Annotated in this window: 11 protein-coding genes; 1 reads left to right on the top strand and 10 read right to left on the bottom strand. The window is 39.8% G+C overall.

The window, feature by feature from the left end; all coding sequences use genetic code 11:
• Positions 1–8: 8 nt before the first annotated feature.
• From ABJD64_RS22435 to ABJD64_RS22415, 5 genes are read right to left on the bottom strand one after another with little or no spacing between them, the layout of a single operon-like run.
• Complete coding sequence (locus tag ABJD64_RS22435; protein WP_348181608.1) at positions 9–5,405, bottom strand: hypothetical protein; 5,397 nt, start codon at positions 5,403–5,405, stop codon at positions 9–11.
• A 12-nt stretch (positions 5,406–5,417) separates the two neighbouring features.
• Positions 5,418–6,032 carry a hypothetical protein gene (locus ABJD64_RS22430; RefSeq protein WP_348181607.1) on the bottom strand — a complete coding sequence of 205 codons (615 nt, stop codon included), beginning with the start codon at positions 6,030–6,032 and terminating at the stop codon, positions 5,418–5,420.
• Positions 6,029–6,571 (bottom strand): OmpH family outer membrane protein, encoded by a 543-nt coding sequence (locus ABJD64_RS22425; protein WP_348181606.1) that lies wholly within the window; start codon positions 6,569–6,571, stop codon positions 6,029–6,031. The genes ABJD64_RS22430 and ABJD64_RS22425 overlap by 4 nt, the downstream gene beginning before the upstream one ends.
• Positions 6,572–6,595: 24 nt before the next feature.
• Positions 6,596–7,957, bottom strand: coding sequence for a hypothetical protein (locus ABJD64_RS22420; RefSeq protein WP_348181605.1), 1,362 nt, complete (start codon positions 7,955–7,957; stop codon positions 6,596–6,598).
• Between the two features lie 58 nt (positions 7,958–8,015).
• Positions 8,016–10,223: a hypothetical protein gene (locus tag ABJD64_RS22415; protein WP_348181604.1), complete on the bottom strand. Its 2,208-nt coding sequence runs from the start codon at positions 10,221–10,223 to the stop codon at positions 8,016–8,018.
• 867 nt (positions 10,224–11,090) lie between these two features.
• Here ABJD64_RS22415 and ABJD64_RS22410 point away from each other — a divergent pair.
• Positions 11,091–11,867, top strand: a complete 777-nt coding sequence (locus ABJD64_RS22410; protein ID WP_348181603.1) for a crotonase/enoyl-CoA hydratase family protein — start codon at positions 11,091–11,093, stop codon at positions 11,865–11,867.
• Positions 11,868–11,914: 47 nt separating this feature from the next.
• Here the strand turns inward: ABJD64_RS22410 and ABJD64_RS22405 are convergent, their stop codons facing one another.
• The 5 genes from ABJD64_RS22405 to ABJD64_RS22385 all read right to left on the bottom strand — a co-directional run bounded on the left by ABJD64_RS22405 (position 11,915) and on the right by ABJD64_RS22385 (position 21,576).
• On the bottom strand, positions 11,915–16,078 hold the full coding sequence (locus tag ABJD64_RS22405; protein ID WP_348181602.1) for a two-component regulator propeller domain-containing protein: 4,164 nt from the start codon (positions 16,076–16,078) through the stop codon (positions 11,915–11,917).
• A gap of 204 nt (positions 16,079–16,282) precedes the next feature.
• Complete coding sequence (locus ABJD64_RS22400; protein ID WP_348181601.1) at positions 16,283–16,849, bottom strand: acyl-CoA thioesterase; 567 nt, start codon at positions 16,847–16,849, stop codon at positions 16,283–16,285.
• A 23-nt stretch (positions 16,850–16,872) separates the two neighbouring features.
• Positions 16,873–18,453, bottom strand: a complete 1,581-nt coding sequence (gene pckA, locus ABJD64_RS22395; protein WP_348181600.1) for a phosphoenolpyruvate carboxykinase (ATP) — start codon at positions 18,451–18,453, stop codon at positions 16,873–16,875.
• 128 nt (positions 18,454–18,581) lie between these two features.
• Entirely contained in the window at positions 18,582–20,096 is a 1,515-nt protein-coding gene (locus ABJD64_RS22390; protein WP_348181599.1) for a DASS family sodium-coupled anion symporter, read from the bottom strand.
• Between the two features lie 70 nt (positions 20,097–20,166).
• Entirely contained in the window at positions 20,167–21,576 is a 1,410-nt protein-coding gene (locus ABJD64_RS22385) for a SusD/RagB family nutrient-binding outer membrane lipoprotein (RefSeq protein ID WP_348181598.1), read from the bottom strand.
• Positions 21,577–21,588 lie beyond the last annotated feature (12 nt).

The raw sequence follows: 21,588 nt of genomic DNA, 5'->3' as shown, positions 1-21,588 counted from the left end.
ATTGATCATTATTTTTTGTTTTGAGAGAATTTATTCCAATACCTGTAACTCGATTCATACCGCGGTACAGGTCCATTGATTTCCTTCACAATATCTGATAGTCTACCCATCGGGTCGTACTTGTATTGTGTATAAAAATTATTATTATCCAGGGTATAAGTTAGTCGCCCTGTAGTCTGGTCGTACACATAAGCCACCATCTGTGAGGCGAATGGTTGTAATCTGAAATCATCAAATTTCACCGCCCAGGCTGAACCCGTTTGATTAACGCACTTGACCGTAACTATTTCTCCGACCTCTGCATCAAAGACCAGCTCTATGGGTTGCCAGCTTCCGTAAGTTTTGATCGTGGTATTTAGTGTGGCCTCATGTGTCCCACCTGCTACTTCGGCTATCAACTTTATTTGTTCGTAGTTGACTTCAGCAGCTTGTGGCACATAGCACCAAACCATTGCTTTGTACCGCGATTCACCTAAACCACCTGGTTGTTCGGGCACGGTGAAGGAGTATAAGAATGTTTCGTCTCCGTCAAAAGTCTGCACGAAACAGTTGCCAGAATGACTGAAAAGTACGTCATCTACAATTTTCCCATCACCCAGCGCTACCCCATTGATATCTGTTGTTTCATATTTGTGCATCTCTTCTCCTCCAGAATATGCACTTTCTTCGTATTGACTATTGTTGGTAACACTTAAGACCCTGATCTGATCAGCCGTCATTTTTGTTGAAACATAGGTGCCAGAAACTTCATTTTTAGCTTCTAGCGCATGAGAATTCACATCGTATAGTGTGATTTCTCCATTTTTCTGCCATGGACTTGTTTCATCAACAAGCATCTCCTCATCATACCAATTGTTATCATTACCAACAAGAGTAGTCATGTCGGCCAGAAACTGGCTCAGCGGTGTTCCAAATGCGGTGGTTTCCTGCTGCAAATCGCCTAAATAAGTATAGGTTGCTTTTTTCCTCCATATTCCATGCGTGCTGGGTTGCTGGCCATGTAAGGGGTCAATCTTGGTGACCAATCCATTAATTCCATCTGACTTGTCTAGGTGTAACGCATCAAACTCATCATCCCAGGTCGTAATGGAAGCTTCTAGCACTTGATCTTCGCCTGGGTTGACCAAGTAAGATATCTGCGCGGCAGGTTGAGTGAGCATATTTTTGCCTCCGTTGATCTTTAGTCCCATGCCACCATAGTACCAGTAGGCCGGATCAGATTCAATCAGGATTGTTCTTCCATTTCCATCCTTAGTCTCAGTTGCAATGACATCTCCTGAATAGAAATCAAATGCATTATTTTTCATTTGCTTCATGGAACCAGTTCGATAATTGATGTGCGTCTCTCCAGTTTGGATCACAGGATATTCATCCAGCATCCCTATATTGTTTAGATATAGGGACTTATAGTAGTTTTCACCACGCTGAAAAATTCCTCTAGAATCACTGCCTACGAACTCCTGATGCATGACACTTCTGGAGCTTCCAAAAGTCTCATTCACAATGCCTTGCCCCTCGTAGTCACTCACTACCAGACCTTTGTATTGATCTATGTACGACTTCCCTTCAAAACCAGCCAAAGATTCATCCTCATGCAGGTAGTTATATATACTTTTTGAAATCGGAGTATGGTTTATGGGATCGACAGCACCAGTGGAAATTGAACTAGTCGGCATCTCATAGCTAGTAATAGATTTCAAGACACCCATTTGCGACAGCATCGAACTTACGGTTACTTCGTTTTTCTGCACCTCATATTGTCGAACCGAAGCATAGCCGAAAACAGGTGGGTTTCTAGTATCCCATTCTTCGGTATCCACTGCTCCAATCTCATGGTTCAGCATACGCTCATCGTACATCTGAAAATTGTAGGTAGCATAATTTGGAAGATATTTTTTAGCTCCTCCGGCAGGTCTTACATATGCCTTCTTCGTCACGTATTCATATAAAACTTCAGGTGCAGGCAATAGCCTGGCATTTTTTAACACCTTGGCATATGATTTCGTAATTGAGTTCAGGAAGCGGGCCCGAACATCATCGTCCAAATCCACCAGCTCTTTAGATGTGAAAGGGTACATGGCTCCCTCCTCATGCAACAATGTACCTGAGCTTAAATTTTTATCATTAAAGTCCACACGATATGGGTGTGTATAGTCATATTCCGTTACTTTTTCAAAGCCTGTAACCGGATTCTGGTTGATAACTTGTTGTACTCGTACACCACCACCGAACTTATCCATACTTACCATTTGATCACTGCCATTTTTAGGAATTGGCGTCAGGTCCAATTTGAACATGCCTAGGGTGAATTCGATCTTTAAGTGTTTGATTGAATTTAAATTTGGCGGTGGATCCGGAAAGAGAGGTGAACTCGATACCAATTCATAGTTGTCATATTCGGCAAGTGCATCAGTAATAAACGTGGGTATGTTCGCTATTCCTGCTCCAAAAGTTTCTTCGGTTTTGCCATCCTTGAATTCCATCAAGCTGATCAAATCTTGGGAATAGATTTTCAAGGTTTCGTCATTCAGGGTTCTCGCCGCCGAAACAGGAATTGCTTTTATTACACCACCTTCTTCATATCCCTGGAATTTGAATAGTACATAAGATTCTTTATAGGCCAATGAGCCAGTGAAGGGAAGATTGGTAATTAAGTTAACTTTGCCCAAAATGTTGAATTCTGCAATTGCACCTTTCTTCAGGTATTCCAAAACTTGAGTATTGCCAGAGCTTTCGATGATTGCGTTTACAGCATTATTATCTTCAGGAATAGTGTTAATATCTTTTAGCTTATAAAAGTTTTGATGTAAATCAACTTTACTGTAAACATCTGATTCATAGCCTATTTTAATGACTTGTCCTGTGGTACTGATGATCTTGTCTAATGACCACATGTCCACGTCTTCAGCAGACTCAATAGACGTTAGACGACCAATATTCGGGTTATCATACTCATCTTCATAGTCAGATTTGTACATTTGCCATGAGTCGTAGGCTTCTGAATTGTAAGCCCTACGTGAGCCTTTAGGAATGTCATCATTCAGTTCTTTGTATTTAAAAATTGTTGGAGGTATGATGTCAGCTCCACCTAGCCCTTTGCTCAAGAGTTGATCCAATCTCAACCGTCGATCGTTTCCATCAAAAGCTCCATAAGTAAATTCATATGTCTTTAACGCGTTTTTTTCAAGTGCTTTTAGGAGTTCCGGATCTACATTTTTTAGTCTATATCTTGGGCTAAACATTTTTTTATCTGTATAAAAAGCATCGTTGACATTTTCGAGAGTAAGGTTATCCATCAGGTAGATGGCATCCAATTGTGCCTTATCTTTTGGATCAAAAATCCGGGATGACTTCGCAAATAGAGCGGTATGTGATGCTGTCGTTACTTTATCCAGATAGTATCGCTCACTTGTACCTTGCGTGTAAAATTTAATGCCCGGCTCTATATCCTCATTGTATCCTTCTTCCGGGCTTCTCCAGCTTTCAGATCTCCATTTATTGTAATCAAAAGCCACCCAATAACCAAAATCTTTCTCGTCGAGTCCATCTCCTCCTCTTTCTACATAGTCGGGGCCGGTTATGGCAGTCAGCAACCAGGTATAGGCATATGGTGCCTTATAAACATCATATTTATTATCACCTTCTATTTCTAAATTGACCGAATGAATTTGTTCCCCTTTAGAGTAAACAGGCAACATAAAATGATAAGTGATCCCATTACTATTGGTAATTTCAAATCCACCCACTTGATTATCTGGTAGTGGGCTCCTATTTATAGCATCTCCAGAAACTACCTGATTGCCCAGGTCCATTATTTCGGCATTGGTATAATACTCAATATGCTTAGACCCAGCTACTTGATTGGTCTCCTCGTTATATCCTTCAGCTCGGTAATCATAGAATTCGGTAGTTGCCTTATTCTTGCCTGTCCATTCTGAAATAATTAACCCATCTTCCAGAGGATAAAGACATGGGCAGTCAGGGCTTGGAGGAAATTTCGTCATAGGATCCAAAAAGGACGGAACCTGCTTTCTGATCATGCTATTAGAAAAGTCTCCGATAAACCTGAACCCTACCTTGTTTCGATCCTCGGTTGAAACCCAGTTGGTGACGATTCGTTCCCCGTGTTTCATGGGTCTCAGAAGTGCGTGCTGAACCATATAAGGTTGAAATGCTCCTCCCAGACCTTGCGTGGCTACACTATAATTATCATAATCTGGAAAGGTTCCCCCTAGTTGTTTTACAGGTGAATCGTCCTCACTAAACATACCATGTGAGTCATCATCCAAATCATCAGACAGGGCAAATAACTCATAAACGTCTGCCTCAAAATCTTTCTCATAAGAAATAGTAGGATGGTTATTTTTTTGAAAAAGAGAACCATAGAGATTGACATCGTTCTTTTCGTCTATCCAGTACCTTGTACTTGATTTACCAAACGAAATGGATATACCATAGTATACCGGAATCGAAAATGAGGAACTACTTGAACTTGTACTCACATGATTGGCTTGAGCAGAAGTGGATGAGGTCCTGCCTCCCCCAGCGCTTGCTTGAACTCCCACATGATCGGTTGATATATCTGCTCCAAGTAATGAAAGGTTGTTGCTCTTTAATCTACTTTGGTCGTTTGGGTTTCCCTTGGCTATACCAATACCTACACCCGCTCCAGCACTGGTACCATTATTGGTACTGGTTGATATTCCGAGGTTTCCAGCAGCAAACAGACCAGATTCTCCAATCGCTACACCATAACCAGCACTTAGACCAGCTGATGCGTAAGCACCGCCATAAGGACTTATGCCTACCACTGCACTCCCTCCAATACTAAAACTTCCTGCACTTATACTGGCAGTGGGCCCAATGTAACCACCCACACTTCTGCCTTTATACGTATCATCTGCAATTTGAATACCCGCCGTGATTCCAACGGAACCGGGACCTACGGCAAACCCAATAGTAATTCCGAAGCTCCTTGATGTGGTTTCTCCGCCTTCCCAGTAATTTTCATGGACGTCAGGATCTCCATTCATGTCATCCGCAATGCCATTGACTTTTCTATTGATCGCTCCAGGGGAGATGTTCCATCCTAATCCGACCCAGGAAGGCTCTTGACGCACTTTTATTCCGGCATGGTAAGAAAGCGCCATAGGATAATTTCCGGCTGGACCTGGTACGTTTAACAAGGGAATTGTATAGGCCAGATCACCCGTGAGGAGATTCACCATATCACTTGCATCAACAGGTTCGAAACTAGTGGCTTCAGGAGCAGTTGGACCAGCTGTAGAAGCACTTACACCAGACCCTGAAGAAGCTTGAACAAATGTCGGAATACCGATCTGAGCTACAATAGTCAAGATAAAGAAGCAGGCTATTTTTTTCCGATGGAGAAATAATTTTTGCATATGTGAATGATTCTATTCTTTTGTTTTTATCAGAAGTCTTGGTGTTCTTCGCAAGTCATTGCTATTGAAGGTGAATTTTTGAATTGGCATATTCAGTCCTAAATTTTTAACCCATATGTCAAATTCGTTACAAGCCAATAAATGTTGATTTTCAAAGACGAGCAAAATGTCAGTGCTCGTGCTATCAAAATTTCTAAAAAAGTTTGCTTGCAGTGTTGTAATGGTATCGCGGCAAGAAGTAATAATTCCGGTATATTCTTCCATTTTAAAAGACAGACCCTGCAAAACTTCGTAGTACCGTGGGTCCTGTGACCCCAGGGCAGTCAATAAGTCATTGTTATTACTGGCAATGGACAAGTTGAAATAGACTTGATCTTCATACTTAGCTGACAGGCTATCCCACATTTTTTTATTTTCAATTCGATCCGAAAAACCATATTCTTGCCATACTAAAGCATCAGTCGGTCGGTATTCAAGGGTCAACTCAAGGCCTCCCCACTCTTTATTTTTACGCAGTCCATTCTCCTCGTCCTGAAGATAGGCTCTCCAATCCTCAAGAATGAGGGGTTTATCAGCACATGCCGACAAAAAGAGTAGATGTATGGCGAAGATTATGGTTATTCTCACTGTCCCAGGTATTGTAAATTAAGTGCATCAATTACTTGCGATGTAATGTCCAGGCTCTCTTCGGCATAAACAATGTTTCCCGCGCTTGTTGCAGAGAGAATGATTTTATAGTCATTGGCCTTACCAAATTCCACCAAAAAATCATTCACCTCGTTCAGGACATTTTGTGTCATTTTTTCGTCCTCCGCCGCAGCATTGTTACGAATAGCCTCTTGGTATTTCATCAGCTCCCTCTGCTTTGCTTCAATGCCGGCTTTTGAGGCTACTACTTCCTTTTTAGTCATAGCCGGCATCCTTTTTTCATGAATTACGATCAGGTTTTCAATATCACTCACCAAAGAGTCAATGTTGCTCTGCCATTTTTTGCTTTTTATTTGGAATGCCTGTCTTGCCTTCTGCATGCCCTTGTACTCATTAAGGAGCTGAGCTGAATTAATGTATACCAGTTTTTCTTTCGAATCTTGTCTGACCAAAAAGCCAATAATTCCCAACTGAACAATGAAGGCGGATATAGATAATATGGTTGTTATTTTATTCATGATGCTACTTTTAATCGGGGTTAATCAAAGTGTATTGTCCACTATCGTCAGCCAGCCTTGCTCTCCCTGATCTACGAGTTCGACTCCCTTATATTCTTTTACCTCTAACTTGACAACGGCATTTTCTTGGTCATCAATTTTGCCAGATTCTGCCATCAAATATTCTGTTCTTTTTTTCTCTCGAAATTCTCCGTTCTCATAATAGACTTCATATTCAAGCACCTCATAGTAGTAGTTTGTTAGATCAACATCTACAACCTCACTCCTATAGGAGTACTCCATTTGTTCAACATTTTTCCAAGAACTATCATTGTTAGGCCCATAAGATTCTTCCTGAAGACCATAAACTGTCAAATGGGCTATTCGACCTTGGTCGTCAAATTCCTCAAGCGATTTTTTAATGCCCCTTAACTCTCCAACAGAAGGGTCATAGGCAAATAATCGTTCTATGATAGTGTTGGCAATCGAATAATCATAGCTATTATACACAATCTCAAACCACTCATCAGACCCTTCATCAGCTGTACCTTTATATTCTCTATATTCTACCAAATTCTCACCCTCATACACTGACTCTGTTCTCTTTTGCTTAAGCCACTCAAAATCATTACCAATGAAATACTCCTCAACTACAGAGTTGGCATTATAGATATTTACTACTCGTGAAACATATATCCATTTGCCGAAGTCAGCTGAGGACTCGTCAGCTTCTCTTATCAATTTGGTTTGTTCTACCAATCGATCAGAAAGATCATATCTTTTAAAAACACTATCCGTTTTTGTAAGCTCGCCTGAAATAATTCTGGATGTAACAGTGGTAGTATCCTTATATTCAGCCCCTAATTCTGAATGATTCTGAATGTGCCATCCTTTGAGTTGAAACCAGTCTAAGGACAATGTATCCCACGCATATTCAATATAGGACTCTTGCTGTCCTTCAGCAGAATATTCATTGGCAATTTTGGAGATTCCTGCCCATATTGAATGATCAAAATCGTATTGATAACTCTCGTCAAGGAGCAGCTTCTCATTAACATCATAGTGTTTATTGTGCTTTGCTACTGAATCCCATAAAACGGTCGTGCCAAGTTCAAAATTACGGTTCAAAAACTCATAAGTGTTCCAATATGTTAAATCTCGATAATGATGCTCCTTGTACTCTGCTATAAACTGGTCTTCGTTTAATTGAAATACTACAAGGCTGTCCAGTTGTTCTATATTTTCATAATAGAGATCGGCGTAAGCAGTTGTTTTCTCCAATTCATCAATAATTTCAACCTGATAAATAGTGGAATCCGGAGTTTGTCCAAATAAATTTGAAACACCGCTGCTTGTAAGAATTAGTAGTAATAAAAACGTGGATGTTCTAATCACCTTCGGATTCATAATAATTTTTTTAATAATCAAGTCCATGTAAATTGATCGAGGTTTCATTTTATTTATACTAATTAGCACCTTCTACTATCTCCACTTTACCCCCTGGTGAAATAAATAAATTGTTCATCTCTCCAGTACCAACAGGTTGCTCAGCCACTTCCAGGAATTCATTTACCATGAGATACCCTCCCTTATTAACAAAAAGTTCGCCTACCTGAGAATCTCCTGATTGCTCAATTAGGACAGAATTACATAAGGTTTCAGAATTAAGCTGGACAGAATATCCAGATATCACGACATCAAACTGTTCAAGAGGAGCTATTCCATAATTCCAAATTTCCCCATCTTCCCAATTCCCACTTTTGATAGGAAAGAAAGTTTTAGATAATCCACTTCCCGAACCCTGATAGGCACCAATGTTACTTTCATCTTGTGCCGCTCCAATGCACGGAGAATCAGGCAGTAACAGAGTGTCGAAGACCACCTGAGCACCTGTTTCACTAAAATTATCTAAATCGAGTATAAGTGTATTATCTCCAATATTATCGAATGCCCCATTGTATGAGGAGGATGGTATGGAAATATCCAAACTTGAGTAGGCAAATAGAAGTAGACTATTAGAAATGATAGCCCCCGCAGTTATCTTTATGTGGTTCTCCGCACTCAGATTGGGGTTTGTATTAAACACCGTAACATGATCAGCAAGACCCATCCCTTCATTGGCCGTTAAATTATTTGGATTGGTTGAAACGCTGTTCACGTTGTCATAAAGAAAGGAGTATTCTATCGTCCCATTGCCGCTGATAGATACTCCTCCACCAACAGTATTCTCAAATATTTTGCTCTTCGATACAAGTCCTCCCTCCAAAATAGTAATTGCCGCATCGTCCGGTCCTTGAGACGCATTGTTGTTAACAGAACAATGTCGCAAAACGCCGCCTGATGCAACTGCTAAATTAAAATCCTCATTATCGTAGATGTCTGTGTCATATATTTCAGAAGACTCCAATACTATGCTTATAATGTTCCCGTAAATCTGACTGTTCAATACTGAGCTTCCTTCTCCTATTGACATTTTTCCTTGATTATTATAGAAATTGCAGCCATCAAAGGTGGTATTAGATGCCCATACGAATGATCCTGTATTTGACTGATTTTGACTAAAAGAACTGTTTACTGCGGTCGAATTTTCTAGATTAACTACACCTCCAACAATTGAGTTATTATCAACAAAATTAGAATCTTCAATCAATAGATCAGTACCACTTATTGCTCCTCCTTGAGTACTGGCTTCATTTTCTTCAAATATGCAGTTGACTATATTACCTGATCCTGAAATGGCTCCGCCAAATTTTCCATAATTATTGTAGAAATAACAATTAGAAATGCTCAACTTATTTCCAACTATGGCTCCAGAAGTATTTACATCTCTCCCCATAACGAATGAAATTCCATCTATTACTGTCTCATTGGTAGATCCAACTATGACCATCAATGTTTTAGACAGTTCGGGCGGTACATCGAATAGTGAGCCATCAAGAATGGTTTCATTTGATCCTCCTTCACCGAAGTCTGTCCTGTCGTTGGCATTTGATTCATTTCCCGAAAACCCTCCATATAGCTCAATACCAGATTGTAATGAGATCGACTCACCACCTGATTGAGGCGAGACTAAATTTTGATTAGCATAATAAACCCCCTTTTTTACCCAAATCTGGTCCTCATCATCTGCAGCAGCTGCAGCTGATAGCAGATTGTTAAAAGCAGTTCCCCAGGTCAACCCGTCACCATCTAATTGCAACTCAGCGTCAACAAAAAATATCCCTGGTATCGGTATTTCCCCTGTAATCTGCAGTGTAGAATTACGCAAGGCAGCAATGGCGCTAAAATTTTTGTCTGTGAAAATACTAAAGCCATCAATGACGTTAGTAAGTACTTCACTCGGTTCAAAATTTAAATGCCCGATGACTATAGTTTCATTTTCACCCGACTCATCAAAGTTCATTCGCTCATCAATTGAGACCTCAGTGCCTTGAAATCCGCCATACAACCGCACTCCAGCAGCTATTGAATACATGCCAAAACTCCCTTCACCTAGGATATACCTACCATATCTCACCCAAATCTCTTGGCCCTCTGTGGCATTGACCAGGGCCTCGTCCAAAGACACATAGGCCTGTGCCCAACTGGTTCCGTTCCCCGGCTGAGAAACTTGTTGGTCAACAAAAATGGTCTGTCCTTTAGCCGTATTGAAGCCCATAGAGAGGCTTATCATGAGCCAGATTGAAACCAAAAGTTTTTTTCCGTAAAATTCCGACTGGAAAATATTTTTTTCAGCTTGCATATATTATTGAGAATAAGGCGAGTCTAACCAACCGTGAGGACATGATTAGGTAATGATTTTAGTAAAAAGTAGTACTTATGGCTATTTATATTCATTTAGTCTGCTCAGTTGCAGATGCTTAACAAATCGCTATGCATGATCAGCTAAGACCAAGCTCAGAATTAAGGCAGTTACAGGTGGGACTTTACTGCTCACTTTGCTAAGAATTCCGCAATGTTAAAAGATGTTTTTGACAACTAAAAATTTTTTCTCCGGTTGTGTAGGTAGTAAATATTTCTTCATTATTCTAATAAGGTTAATAGTTTAAAAACATATAAATTAGTCCTGATTCTTCAGATTTAATTATTCATTAAATCTTCTATCAGTCAGGTAGAAGAGGTAAGAATACACAAGATATTTATTGGTCAATCACATCAATCCACGTCTAAGACTGATGGAGCATTCTACTTCTTTTCTATTTAATGTCATTTATTGATTTAGGTCAACACTTAATATTAATTTTTTTCTGTGCTCTATGTTTTATTGTTGCTGTAAGTATCACAATGCAGAAACAGGAATAGAACTCGTCTTGCTGAAGATCTTTCAAAGTGAGAGCAAAAGGCTGTCCGAGTGGAAAATCGTTATACTCTATGAGGCTTAACCCTCTTGATCACGTAGTCTATTGTCTTTTCTTAATTCTAAAATAAATTTTGTTGATAGTATTCTTAAGCACCGAATGTTGAAAATTGAAGCGTTCACTCAAATTGCACAAAAGTCGAAAGAGCTTCGGAATATGATTTGATTAGGTTAATTTGGAATATGAGTAACTCCATTATTTGTACCGAAATCAAAAACCATGTACTGCACATCATTCTGAATCGTGTTGAGAAGATGAATGCTTTCACTTACTCTATGCTTCAGAAATTATCTGCAGCATATACCAAATTGGAAGCCGATCCTAACATCCGCTGTGGCCTTCTCTATGCCAATGGCACTCACTTCACCGCAGGGTTGGATTTAGCCGATGTATCCAAGCATATCCAACGAGGTGCTAATCTCTTTGAAAAAGGAAAAATTGACCCTTTGCAGATTTTTGACAAAAAAAGAACCAAACCAGTAGTGGTTGCCGTGCAGGGTACTTGCCTGACTATTGGTATTGAAATGATATTAGCCAATGATATTTGCATTGCAGGAGTTGATACAAAATTTGGTCAGATAGAAGTAAAAAGAGGCATTTTCCCTTTTGGAGGTGCTACCATACGGTTTCACCAGCGCTGTGGTTGGGGCAATGCAATGAAGTATCTGCTATCTGGAGACTTATTCAACGTCGAGGAGGCACTTAGAATCGGCCTGGTACAACAAGTAAGTACTACTCCAATAACCGAAGCCGCACAATTGGCAGAGCGAATTGCTCTGCAAGCACCATTGGCTGTACAGGCTACATTCAGTAATGCCAGAACGGCTATTCTGAAAGGACAAGAAAGTGCTGAACTACAACTGATGCCTACGCTCCACGATCTTATGCGGACGAAAGATGCAAAAGAGGGATTAACGTCTTTCCTAGAGCGACGAGAGGCTAAATTTGAAGGCAAATAATATTCCCTTTAAATTGCCTCTCTTATTGAAATGTTTGTAAGTGGTCATCAAATACGCATAACTTCCTTTATCAAGGGTTTTTCATTATTCACCCCATTAATAGTTTTCATACCTCCCCTCAATTTGAACTTATTCACCTTCCTTCTCAAATCCTCCACAATAGTCGATACCTGTTCCGTCCTTTGGGTGTACTGATCCATTCCACTAGACAGTTCTGCGGACGAACTTGCCACTTGTTCTGTTCCTGCTGCAGTTTGTTCAGCGATTACAACCACTCCGTTGATAGAGGATACAATATTTCCAATATCTCCGGTTTGCTGAATCGTTGCATTCAGGATTTGTTTTGAAAGATCAAGAGTTTCTGCATAAGAATTAGAAATTTCCTCAAAAGCAGTCGAGGCTTTTCTAGACGATTCATCCCCTCCTTCTATGCTAACATTCATTTCACTGATTAGGCTAGCTGTGGAGTGCGTGTGCTTTTGTACGTCTCCAATAAGCAAGTCAATCTCCTTTGCTGAGCTTTTGGAACTCTCGGCCAACTTTCGTATTTCCTCAGCTACAACAGCAAAGCCACGACCAGCCTCTCCAGCTTGGGCCGCCTCAATAGCTGCATTCAAAGCAAGCATATTAGTTTGTGTGGCTATTTCTTTAATTATTCTCAACACACGACTAATTTCATTTGCCTTTTGTTTCAAAGCAACCGTTGACTCATCAGTCATTTTAGAGGTTGTCAGAATTTCTTGCATTCGACCCTCCAAGTCCTGAACTAAAGCCAAACCCGACTTACTTTTTTCAACACCCATACTTGCAGTCTCGTTGATAGTCTCAGCCTGACCTCCCATTACTCGTGAAAACTCTGATACTCCTTCTATATAATTCGATGAGGTGTCAATATTAATAACCTGATTCTGAGCTCCAGAGCTCATTTCTGAAATAGTTGTTGCTATTTCCCCAGTACTAATAGACATTTCCTGACTAGTCAGCATCATTTCCTGTGCTGACTGATCTATAGTATCTACTCGGCCGGTAATATCTTCTAACAAATCGGACAAGCTATCCAATGCAATATTCAAATTATTAGCCAATACTCTAACATCGCCCTTGGCCTCGTCTTCATATCTCAGTGTGAGGTCACCTTCAGCCATAGCAGTTACTATTTTATTGATGACTCCAAAAGGAGTCACTACCGATTCAAACAATTGATTAATCGAAGCACCCAAAGCCTTCCATTCTCCCGTTTTGGACTCTACATCGATTCGAGCGCTGAAATTACCAGATTCCACTGCTTCCCCGATTACATAATTTGTGTCCTCAATAGCAGCTTCTAGGTGTCTACTCTGCTCAAGCAGTTCGTCATTCTGCTTTTGAATGTCTCTTGTTGCATCTTGAATTTTCAGCTCCAATCTTTTTTGTTCTTTTTTTAGCAGATTGACCCTCATTTTGTATAACGAAAAAGCAATCGTAATAATTGCTAGAGCTGCAGAAACTCTAAACCACAAGGTGGCCCACCATGGAGGGTGAACAACAAAATTGTACTCAAATACATCACCCCATTTCTGAGAATATCCCATCGCCTTAATTTTGAATTTAAAATTTCCATGCGGGAGATTTCTATAATCGGCCTTGTTGTCGGTTGAAGGTGTACTCCAAGTGGAGTTGAGGCCTTCTATCATATAACTATATTTTAATTTGGAGGGAATCTCCCAATCGCTTGCCGAAAAATGAAACGTAAGATGGTTATTGTCAAACGACACTTCCAAATCTTGAGGATAGTTGTAAAAATTTTGAACAGACGAAAAATTAATGCTTTTATTCTGTCCTTCAAATTGCCGATAATCAATGAGCTGTTCGTTAATATCAATCCGTTTCAAGTTAACCGTTGCTGACAGATCTGACGCACTAAATTGACTTATGTCTAGTGTTGTTAAACTTTTGTTAGTCCCCCACCAAATCCGGTTTTTACTATCAACATAAGCACTGTTTTCACTAAAGAGAACTCCTTCCAAGCCTTCCTGTCTTGTATAACTAAATGCCTTATATTGAGAATCTGAGTTAGTTTCCGACGTAAGACGTGCCAGCCCATTTTCAGTACCTAGCCAGATGGCTCCGCTATGATCCTCAACAATTGAAACAATAGAATTGTTGGGTAACCCCTGATGCTCTGTATAGTACTCAAAAGTTTCACCATCAAATAAACAAACACCATTTTTGGTGCCTATCCAAATATTACCTTTTTTGTCTTCAAGGATGGATTTGACCGAGTTATCATTAAGTCCTTCTTTTTCTGTTAAATGAGTTATGCTCGAACCATCAAATCGACTCAGACCACCAGATTCACTGCCAATCCATAACATACCTTTCTTGTCAAAACAAAGCGTATTTACTCTATTGTCACTAAGTCCATTTTTTTCATTATAATGTGCGAAATTGCTACCATCAAATTTGCTTACGCCATTGTCCCAAGTACCAAACCAAAGATTACCCCTTCGATCCTCCTGAATTGACAACACGATGTTGCCGCTCAAACCTTGATTTGTTGTAAAATTAGTAAAGGTTCGTCCATCAAACTTGCTAACGCCATGTCCCCAGGTACCAAACCATAGGTCTCCGTGTTTATCTTGCAATATGGACATTACCTTATTTCCTGCCAATCCATCCTTTTGTGAGTAATGAACAAATTCCGTTCCGGTGAACTTGGTAATTCCCCGTCGGGTAGTTCCAAACCAAAGGTTTCCATCTCGATCTTCAAGAATAGATCGAACTTTTTGACCACTTAATCCTTCTTTCTCTGTAAAATGTGTAAAACTATTGTGATCGTAAAGACCCACACCTCCAGACCATGTCCCAAACCATAGCTTTCCGCTCTTATCCTCAAAAATGGAGCGTACTGCATTACCATTTAAGCCCTCCTTAGTAGTCAATCGGGTGAAACTATTACCATCGAACAAATTTACTCCTCCGTCATAAGTTCCAAACCATAGATTTCTTCTGCTATCCTCAAGAATTGACAAAACGCTATTGCTGCTCAAGCCTTCATTTGTAGTGTAGTGAGTAAACTTTTTGCCATCATATTTGTTCACACCACCTCTGAAAGTACCGAACCATAGATTTCCTGCCGAATCTTCGAAAATGGAGCGTACGGTACTATCACTTAATCCATCCGCAGAAGTGAAATGGGTAAAATACTTCCCATCATAACGGCACACTCCTCCACGATTCGTTCCGAACCAAAGGTTACCAGCACGATCTTCTAATATAGACCAGATATACAAATCCGATAATCCTTCTTTTGTGGTAAAATGGGTGAAATGCTCTCCATCGAATCGGCTCACTCCGGCATCCTCCGTACCTATCCAGATGTTTCCCCGTTTGTCCTCGATGATTGTTCTGACATTATTACTACTTAATCCTTGCTCTTCTGTATAATAAGTAAAAGCCTCCCCATCATATTTACATATGCCACCTCCACTAATTCCGAACCAAATGTTACCCTTTTTGTCTTCTAATATTGAAAATACTTTATTACCCTTCAACCCATGCTTTGTATTATAATGAGCAAAAGTTGCTCCATCATACTTGCTAACACCATCCCAAGTCCCGAACCATAAATTTCCTCTTGAATCCTCCATTATGGCTCGCACATCTGAGGATATCATTCCTTGCTCCATATCGAGATACTGTATGTTACTGGTGGCAGCATCCTTATAGCGAGGGGCAAGTGCAACAATAGTTTCTGGCTCATGGAGTTTCGCTCGCTTTCCTTTACTTTCAATAGGTATTCCAGTTTGAATGCGACTGCCCGATGAGTTAGTCAATTCAAATGATGAATTTGCTCTACTCTGATTTAAAACTCTTAGAGATAACCGGTCAACTTCTTTAACAATTGGTGTCTCTACAATTCTATGCACAGTATTGATCTTGCTGATCACCTTCGGTTTTGTCGAGGGAAATATCCGGAAATCTTCTCCCTTTTGAATAACCTTTCCACCGATCCGATATGGTTGCCCTGACTTTATAAGTCTTCCAGCAGAATTACGAATTTGGACTACCGAATCACTATTAGCTTGATTGGCTAAATACCCACCCTCTCTATTCAATTTAATCTTTAATGTGGTGTTATCAGCTAAATTATCATTGCTAATAGTTGAACTGTTACTGCTACAATGGCACATTGTACAAACCAAACTCATATACGCAAAATACCTTTTCATCTTTTATCTACTTTAGGTTAATGAAAAAATTAAGGTGCCTTCAAACTCTCAGCTAGTATAACAAGCACCATAGGTATATGGTTGGTCATGCACAGTGAAGTGTGCCACGCAGCAAGCAAGTTTATCCATGCCAATTGCAGCTTCAATCGCCATGGGAAATAATAAAAGGATGCCATACATACATCCTTTCATACTATTCAATAATCACTCAAACACAACATGACAACTTTCACCTTTTAAAAGGTTCAGGTCATCATGAAAAGCAAAATTGTCTCTGGAAATTTGAACCATTTCCACAAAATTTGATTTCAACTTTCGCTTCTTTATCACATTTACAAATCTTCGAACGTCGTCAACAGTTTCAAGCACCAACTCAGGTACCTCCACAGCCTCATCTTTCTCTCCCTTGGCAACCATAGTAAAAAAGCTACTGTTGGTATGTTTTTCTATCCCTGTCTTTAGATTTTCTGCAATGACTTTAATGCCGATCACAAGAGATGTTTTTTTCACATAGTTCACGGAAGCATGCAATGTAACTAAGTCTCCTAACTCAGCTGGTTCATGAAAATTGACCGCATCAACGGAAACAGTAACACAGTAGGTTCCCGCATGTTTGCTTGCACAAGCATATGCCACTTTATCCATGAGCGACAATATGATGCCGCCATGGACCTTACCTCCAAAATTGGCGTAAGAAGGTACCATGAGTTCTGCAATTGAAACTCTTGAGTAGGATATCGATCTTTTATCTCTAACTTTGGTTACTGTCATTGTTATTACTTTTCATTTTATAGCTAACTCACAAAGTCTGCCTGAAGCGTCGGCTGACCGGCAATTATTTCTTCATCACAACTCGACTCATATCTATTAAAGTTCTCATGAAATGCCGACACAAGTTTCTCAGCACTTTTTCTATAAGCCTCCTGATCATCCCAACATTTTTCCGGAAGCAGAATTTCAGATGGAACCCCAGGGCATTCTAATGGTATTTCCGTACCAAAATACGGACCAGTTGCCGAGGCAACCATTTCTAAACTACCTGTCAGTGCATTAGATATTAAAGCCCTTGTATATGTTAAACTTATTCTTTCCCCCTTGCCGTAAGCTCCTTTTATCCAGCCTGTATTTACCAACCAAACTTTGGCTCCCGCTTGTTTGATTCTATCCCCTAGCATTTGTGCATATTTGATGGGAGAAAGTGGTAAAAAAGGTTCGCCGAAACAGGCAGAAAAAGCAGCCTTAGGCTCCGTTATGCCCAGTTCTGTTCCAGCTATTTTGGCTGTATACCCAGATAAAAAATGATACATGGCTTGACCATAGTTCAATTTCGAAATTGGAGGAAGTACCCCAGAAGCATCACATGTCAAAAAGAAAATGTGATTTGGACTTTCGTTGGAAACAGAAGGAATTTTTACATTTGAAAGATTAGTCAAAGGATATGAAACCCTTGTATTCTCAGTAATTGAGGTATCATCGTAATCAACTATATTGCTTTTATTGAAGAACGGTGTATTTTCCAAAATAGCTCTTGATCCTATTGCTTCGAAAATTTCTGGTTCTTTGTCTTTGCTCAGACCTGCAGTCTTTGCATAACATCCGCCCTCAAAATTGAAAATACCATCATCGGACCAGCCATGCTCATCGTCTCCAATCAACGCTCTTTTCTTCTGAGAAGATAATGTTGTTTTTCCAGTTCCCGATAATCCAAAAAACAAAGCGCAATCTCCATTCTTTCCCTCATTTGATGAGCAATGCATAGGCAGTACATTGTGTTCTACCGGTAGTTTATAATTCAAATAAGAAAAGACTCCTTTTTTTATTTCTCCAGAATACCCTGTGCCTCCTATAAGTAGGATATTTTTGCTCATATTCAAAATCGAAAAATTGGCGCTGTTGGTTCCATGAATATCTGGAATTGCCTTAAAATCGGGAACACAAATCACCTCCAAATCAGGACTTCCGTTCAGCGATTCATCTTTTGGAATATCAATGAACATGTTCATGCAAAACAAATCATGCCATGCCAGAGTATTATAGAATCTGACGCTAATTTGATATTTTTTGCTAGCACCGGCGTAGGCATTGCGTATATAAACTCTTTTAGACTGCAAATGGTCCTTCATGTGCATGTACAACTTTTCAAAGTTTTCAGGATCAAACGCTTGATTAACCTTTCCCCAATCAACTTGGTCCTTGGTGAAATTATCTTTTACAATAAAGCGATCTTTTGGCGACCTTCCCGTAAATTCTCCTGTGTTACATACAATGGCTCCGTTGTCAGCAAGTCTTCCATCCTGGTCTGATTGAATAATTTTCAGCAATCGCTCTGGGGTTGCATTTTTTAGTTGATTCTCAAATTTCAAATCCAAACTCATTATTTATTATGTGTTTTGAGTAATAGTTAAAAGATATTGTTACACCATTTTGGGCTATAGATAGCAAATGCAATAGGGCAGAGAGTTTACCCCATATCGAAACAAAAAAATGAAATTTGAATAGTAAACTATTTGGCCCAGTCCGGAACAGTTGAACTTATATCAAATAAGGGAATTACAACGAAGTACATCACCAGCGTGAGTAGAAAAACGCAAATGAGATTTAGCCAAAATCCCGCTCTACTCATTTCCTTAATGCTAATCATATCACTTCCAAAAATTACAGCATTAGTGCCTGTTCCAGAAGGTAGCATGAATGCAAAAGAGCAAGCGATAGTAGCCGGTATCATAAGAAGCATTGGATTAGTTCCTCCAGCCACCGCCATGGTTGCCAATACAGGCAAGAATATGTTCGCAGTGGCAGTATTCGAATTTATTTCAGTTATGAAAATCATTAAAAAAACAATGATAAGGAGAAGTAATATTTGCGGTAAACCACCAATAAAAGCCAGTTCATTACCTATCCAGCTGGCCAAGCCTGTGGTAGCAAATGCTTCTGCGATAGAATAACCAGCGCCGACGATCAAAACAACTCCCCAAGGTACCGACTCAGCTTCCTTCCAGGTAAGAAGCTTTCTTTGCTGTGGGTACCTTCCATTATTGTTTTTTCCGGTAGATACTAGAAAAAGAATCATACACGCAATGAGAGCCACAGTGGCATCATGAACAAAATCTTTTACCCCTAGCAAGCTAGCCCAACCATGAATCACAAAATTGTCCAAAACAATATCTTTCCTAAACATCCATCCCAAGCCTGTAAGTACGAAAATGGCGAGAACTCTTTTTTCTGCTGATGTCATAATGCCCAAACTGTCTATTTCTTTGTTGATAACATCACCGCTACCTGAAAACGTGCCTTTGACTCGATAATACCTAGTCAGGTAAAACCAAATAACGGGTAGAAAAATAATTATTAGCGGTACACCTACACTCATCCATTTGATGAAGCTAATGTCTGGCGCAAGAGGGTAGAGTTTTTCCATAATACCTACAAGTACCATATTTGGGGGGGTGCCAATTAAGCTCCCTGTTCCCCCAACACTCGCCGAATAGGCGATACCTAAAAGTAATGCAAGCCCAAATTTGCTCTTTTGCACATCTTCCTGATCCGATTGCTCTTGAAAAATTATGGCCATTGCTATTGGAAGCATGATTAATGTTACTGCGACATTAGCAATCCACATAGAAAGCAATGCTGTGGCTATCATAAAACTGATGATAATTTTTCTTCTACTGGTTCCAATATTCCGAATTATATGTAAAGCCAGCCTTTTGTGCACATGATGTACCTCAAATGCTTTGGCAATAAAAAAACCACCTAATAACATCAAGACATAGTTGTGCCCATAATTTCCTGCTGTTTGGCTAGCCTTTAGAATACCAAGCATTGGAAACAAAACCAGTGGAACCAAGGCAGTAGCTGAAATGTAAGTGGCCTCAGTAATCCACCAAACGGCCATTAAGAGAGTTATTGCTGCTGCTCTTTGTGCAGTAATTGTCATCCCCTCAGGGGTCGGCATGATTAGAATTGATAAAAATATGAAGATCCCACCAACTAGGCCTATGAGTTTTTTATTATCCATACATAGAATATTTCGTTCTTTGTATGGTCAAATGCCCGACCCCCAGTGTTTTCAGCCAAAAAATTTGAGTTTATTCAAAAAGCCAGATCTCATCATCCAAAAGTGCAGTGCCATTTCCTTGATTTTTGATAGCAGATTCCAGGTTTTGTCTATTGGTAAGTGCTTCCTCAGAAGGATATAAGAATCTTCTTGGTACTATCCGAGTCGGATTAGCTCCATTCCCATCTGAATTCACTGGAATAAGCCCTGGATAACCAGTTCTTCTATAATCTACCCAGATTTCAGGTTCTGCTTGAGCGAAAAGTGCAATATATTTTTCATTAATTATTCTCTCAAATTTCGAATCGAAAGTCGAAAGTCCGTTGAAACTAGCATGTTGATTAAGGTAGTCTGAGTATTCCTCAGGTCTCAAATTCATTTGTTCCATACTCAATTCTATGGCCTCATAGAATCTCGTTTCGGCAATGGCCTCATTAACAAACAACCAAGCTTCTGCTTCAATAAACTTAAGTTCTACTGTAGATATGAGCGGAACGCTAGCATCATTCCTACCCCATATTGGTCCGCTAACACCGTCTTTATAGAAAGAATATAGCTCGTTTACTGGATCATAATAGACATATTTGTCCTTTCTGGGATCGTCTTTCGCTTCCAATAAGTTAATGAAATTTTCATGAATAAACAGCGTTCCAGCCCTACCTCCACCTCCAAACAGCGCAAGTGGATTCGCGCCAATTAAAGAGGAAGAAAATACAAAATTAGGTTCCCAATTTACTTCTAACTCACTTTTGGATAAGACATCAAGAACATTGTTATAGTAATTAACATCTCGTTTGCTCAGCCATGAATAATACCTAGCTTTAAGGGCTAAGGTTGCCCCTATCCATTGCTCTATATTTCCATTAAAAATTAGATCATCTTCCTTGGGGGGGGTATCACTAAAGTCTACTCCCGTTTCTTCAAAGTTAACAAGTGCGGCATCCAGCAAAAGCTGAATAGTATCTATTAGATCTTTTTGAAGATCATATTTAGGAGAAAGGTTGTCTAGCGAAAAAGCTTCGCTAAAGGGAGCGTCTCCCCAAAAACTGGTCACCAAAGCCAGATTTTGGGCCAATAAAACCTGACCAATACCTGTGTAATAGGGCCTTCTGCGTTCAATGCCCATTTCTATCAAGAGTTTACAATCTTTCATTGAACCGGCATATAGTCCCTCTGACCATAACTCATTAAAATCAATTGCCCTGACATCATAATTGGTCCAATCTCTTACCTGATCATCTATTCCTCTGAACTGCTGAACAAAAGCTCCAATCATTCTTGCTGGCAATGCCAGTCGGGTGTGCGCCAACTGAGTTTGTGCAGATGGTAATAATTGACTGAGTAGTGCTGTTGTCTCTCTAGTTGGGTCTCTATTAGCTTCTCCAAAATCACAACTATTGAATAAGCTCAATACGATATAAAATTTCCAGATTTTTGGCATAGGGAATTTCCT

It is taken from the genome of Reichenbachiella sp. (assembly GCF_039944555.1).
In the GTDB taxonomy this organism is placed as follows: domain Bacteria; phylum Bacteroidota; class Bacteroidia; order Cytophagales; family Cyclobacteriaceae; genus Reichenbachiella.
Note: the sequence above shows the minus strand (reverse complement) of the source record. Positions and strands in the feature narration are given on the sequence as shown.

What these genes read in the sequence shown, in the direction of transcription:
- pckA (WP_348181600.1), bottom strand. Translation starts at nt 18,453, where the DNA reads ATGAGTTTGGATTTGAAATTTGAGAATCAACTAAAAAATGCAACCCCA.
- ABJD64_RS22435 (WP_348181608.1), bottom strand. Translation starts at nt 5,405, where the DNA reads ATGCAAAAATTATTTCTCCATCGGAAAAAAATAGCCTGCTTCTTTATC.
- ABJD64_RS22385 (WP_348181598.1), bottom strand. Translation starts at nt 21,576, where the DNA reads ATGCCAAAAATCTGGAAATTTTATATCGTATTGAGCTTATTCAATAGT.
- ABJD64_RS22400 (WP_348181601.1), bottom strand. Translation starts at nt 16,849, where the DNA reads ATGACAGTAACCAAAGTTAGAGATAAAAGATCGATATCCTACTCAAGA.
- ABJD64_RS22415 (WP_348181604.1), bottom strand. Translation starts at nt 10,223, where the DNA reads ATGATAAGCCTCTCTATGGGCTTCAATACGGCTAAAGGACAGACCATT.
- ABJD64_RS22425 (WP_348181606.1), bottom strand. Translation starts at nt 6,571, where the DNA reads ATGAATAAAATAACAACCATATTATCTATATCCGCCTTCATTGTTCAG.
- ABJD64_RS22420 (WP_348181605.1), bottom strand. Translation starts at nt 7,957, where the DNA reads ATGAATCCGAAGGTGATTAGAACATCCACGTTTTTATTACTACTAATT.
- ABJD64_RS22390 (WP_348181599.1), bottom strand. Translation starts at nt 20,096, where the DNA reads ATGGATAATAAAAAACTCATAGGCCTAGTTGGTGGGATCTTCATATTT.
- ABJD64_RS22410 (WP_348181603.1), top strand. Translation starts at nt 11,091, where the DNA reads ATGAGTAACTCCATTATTTGTACCGAAATCAAAAACCATGTACTGCAC.
- ABJD64_RS22405 (WP_348181602.1), bottom strand. Translation starts at nt 16,078, where the DNA reads ATGAAAAGGTATTTTGCGTATATGAGTTTGGTTTGTACAATGTGCCAT.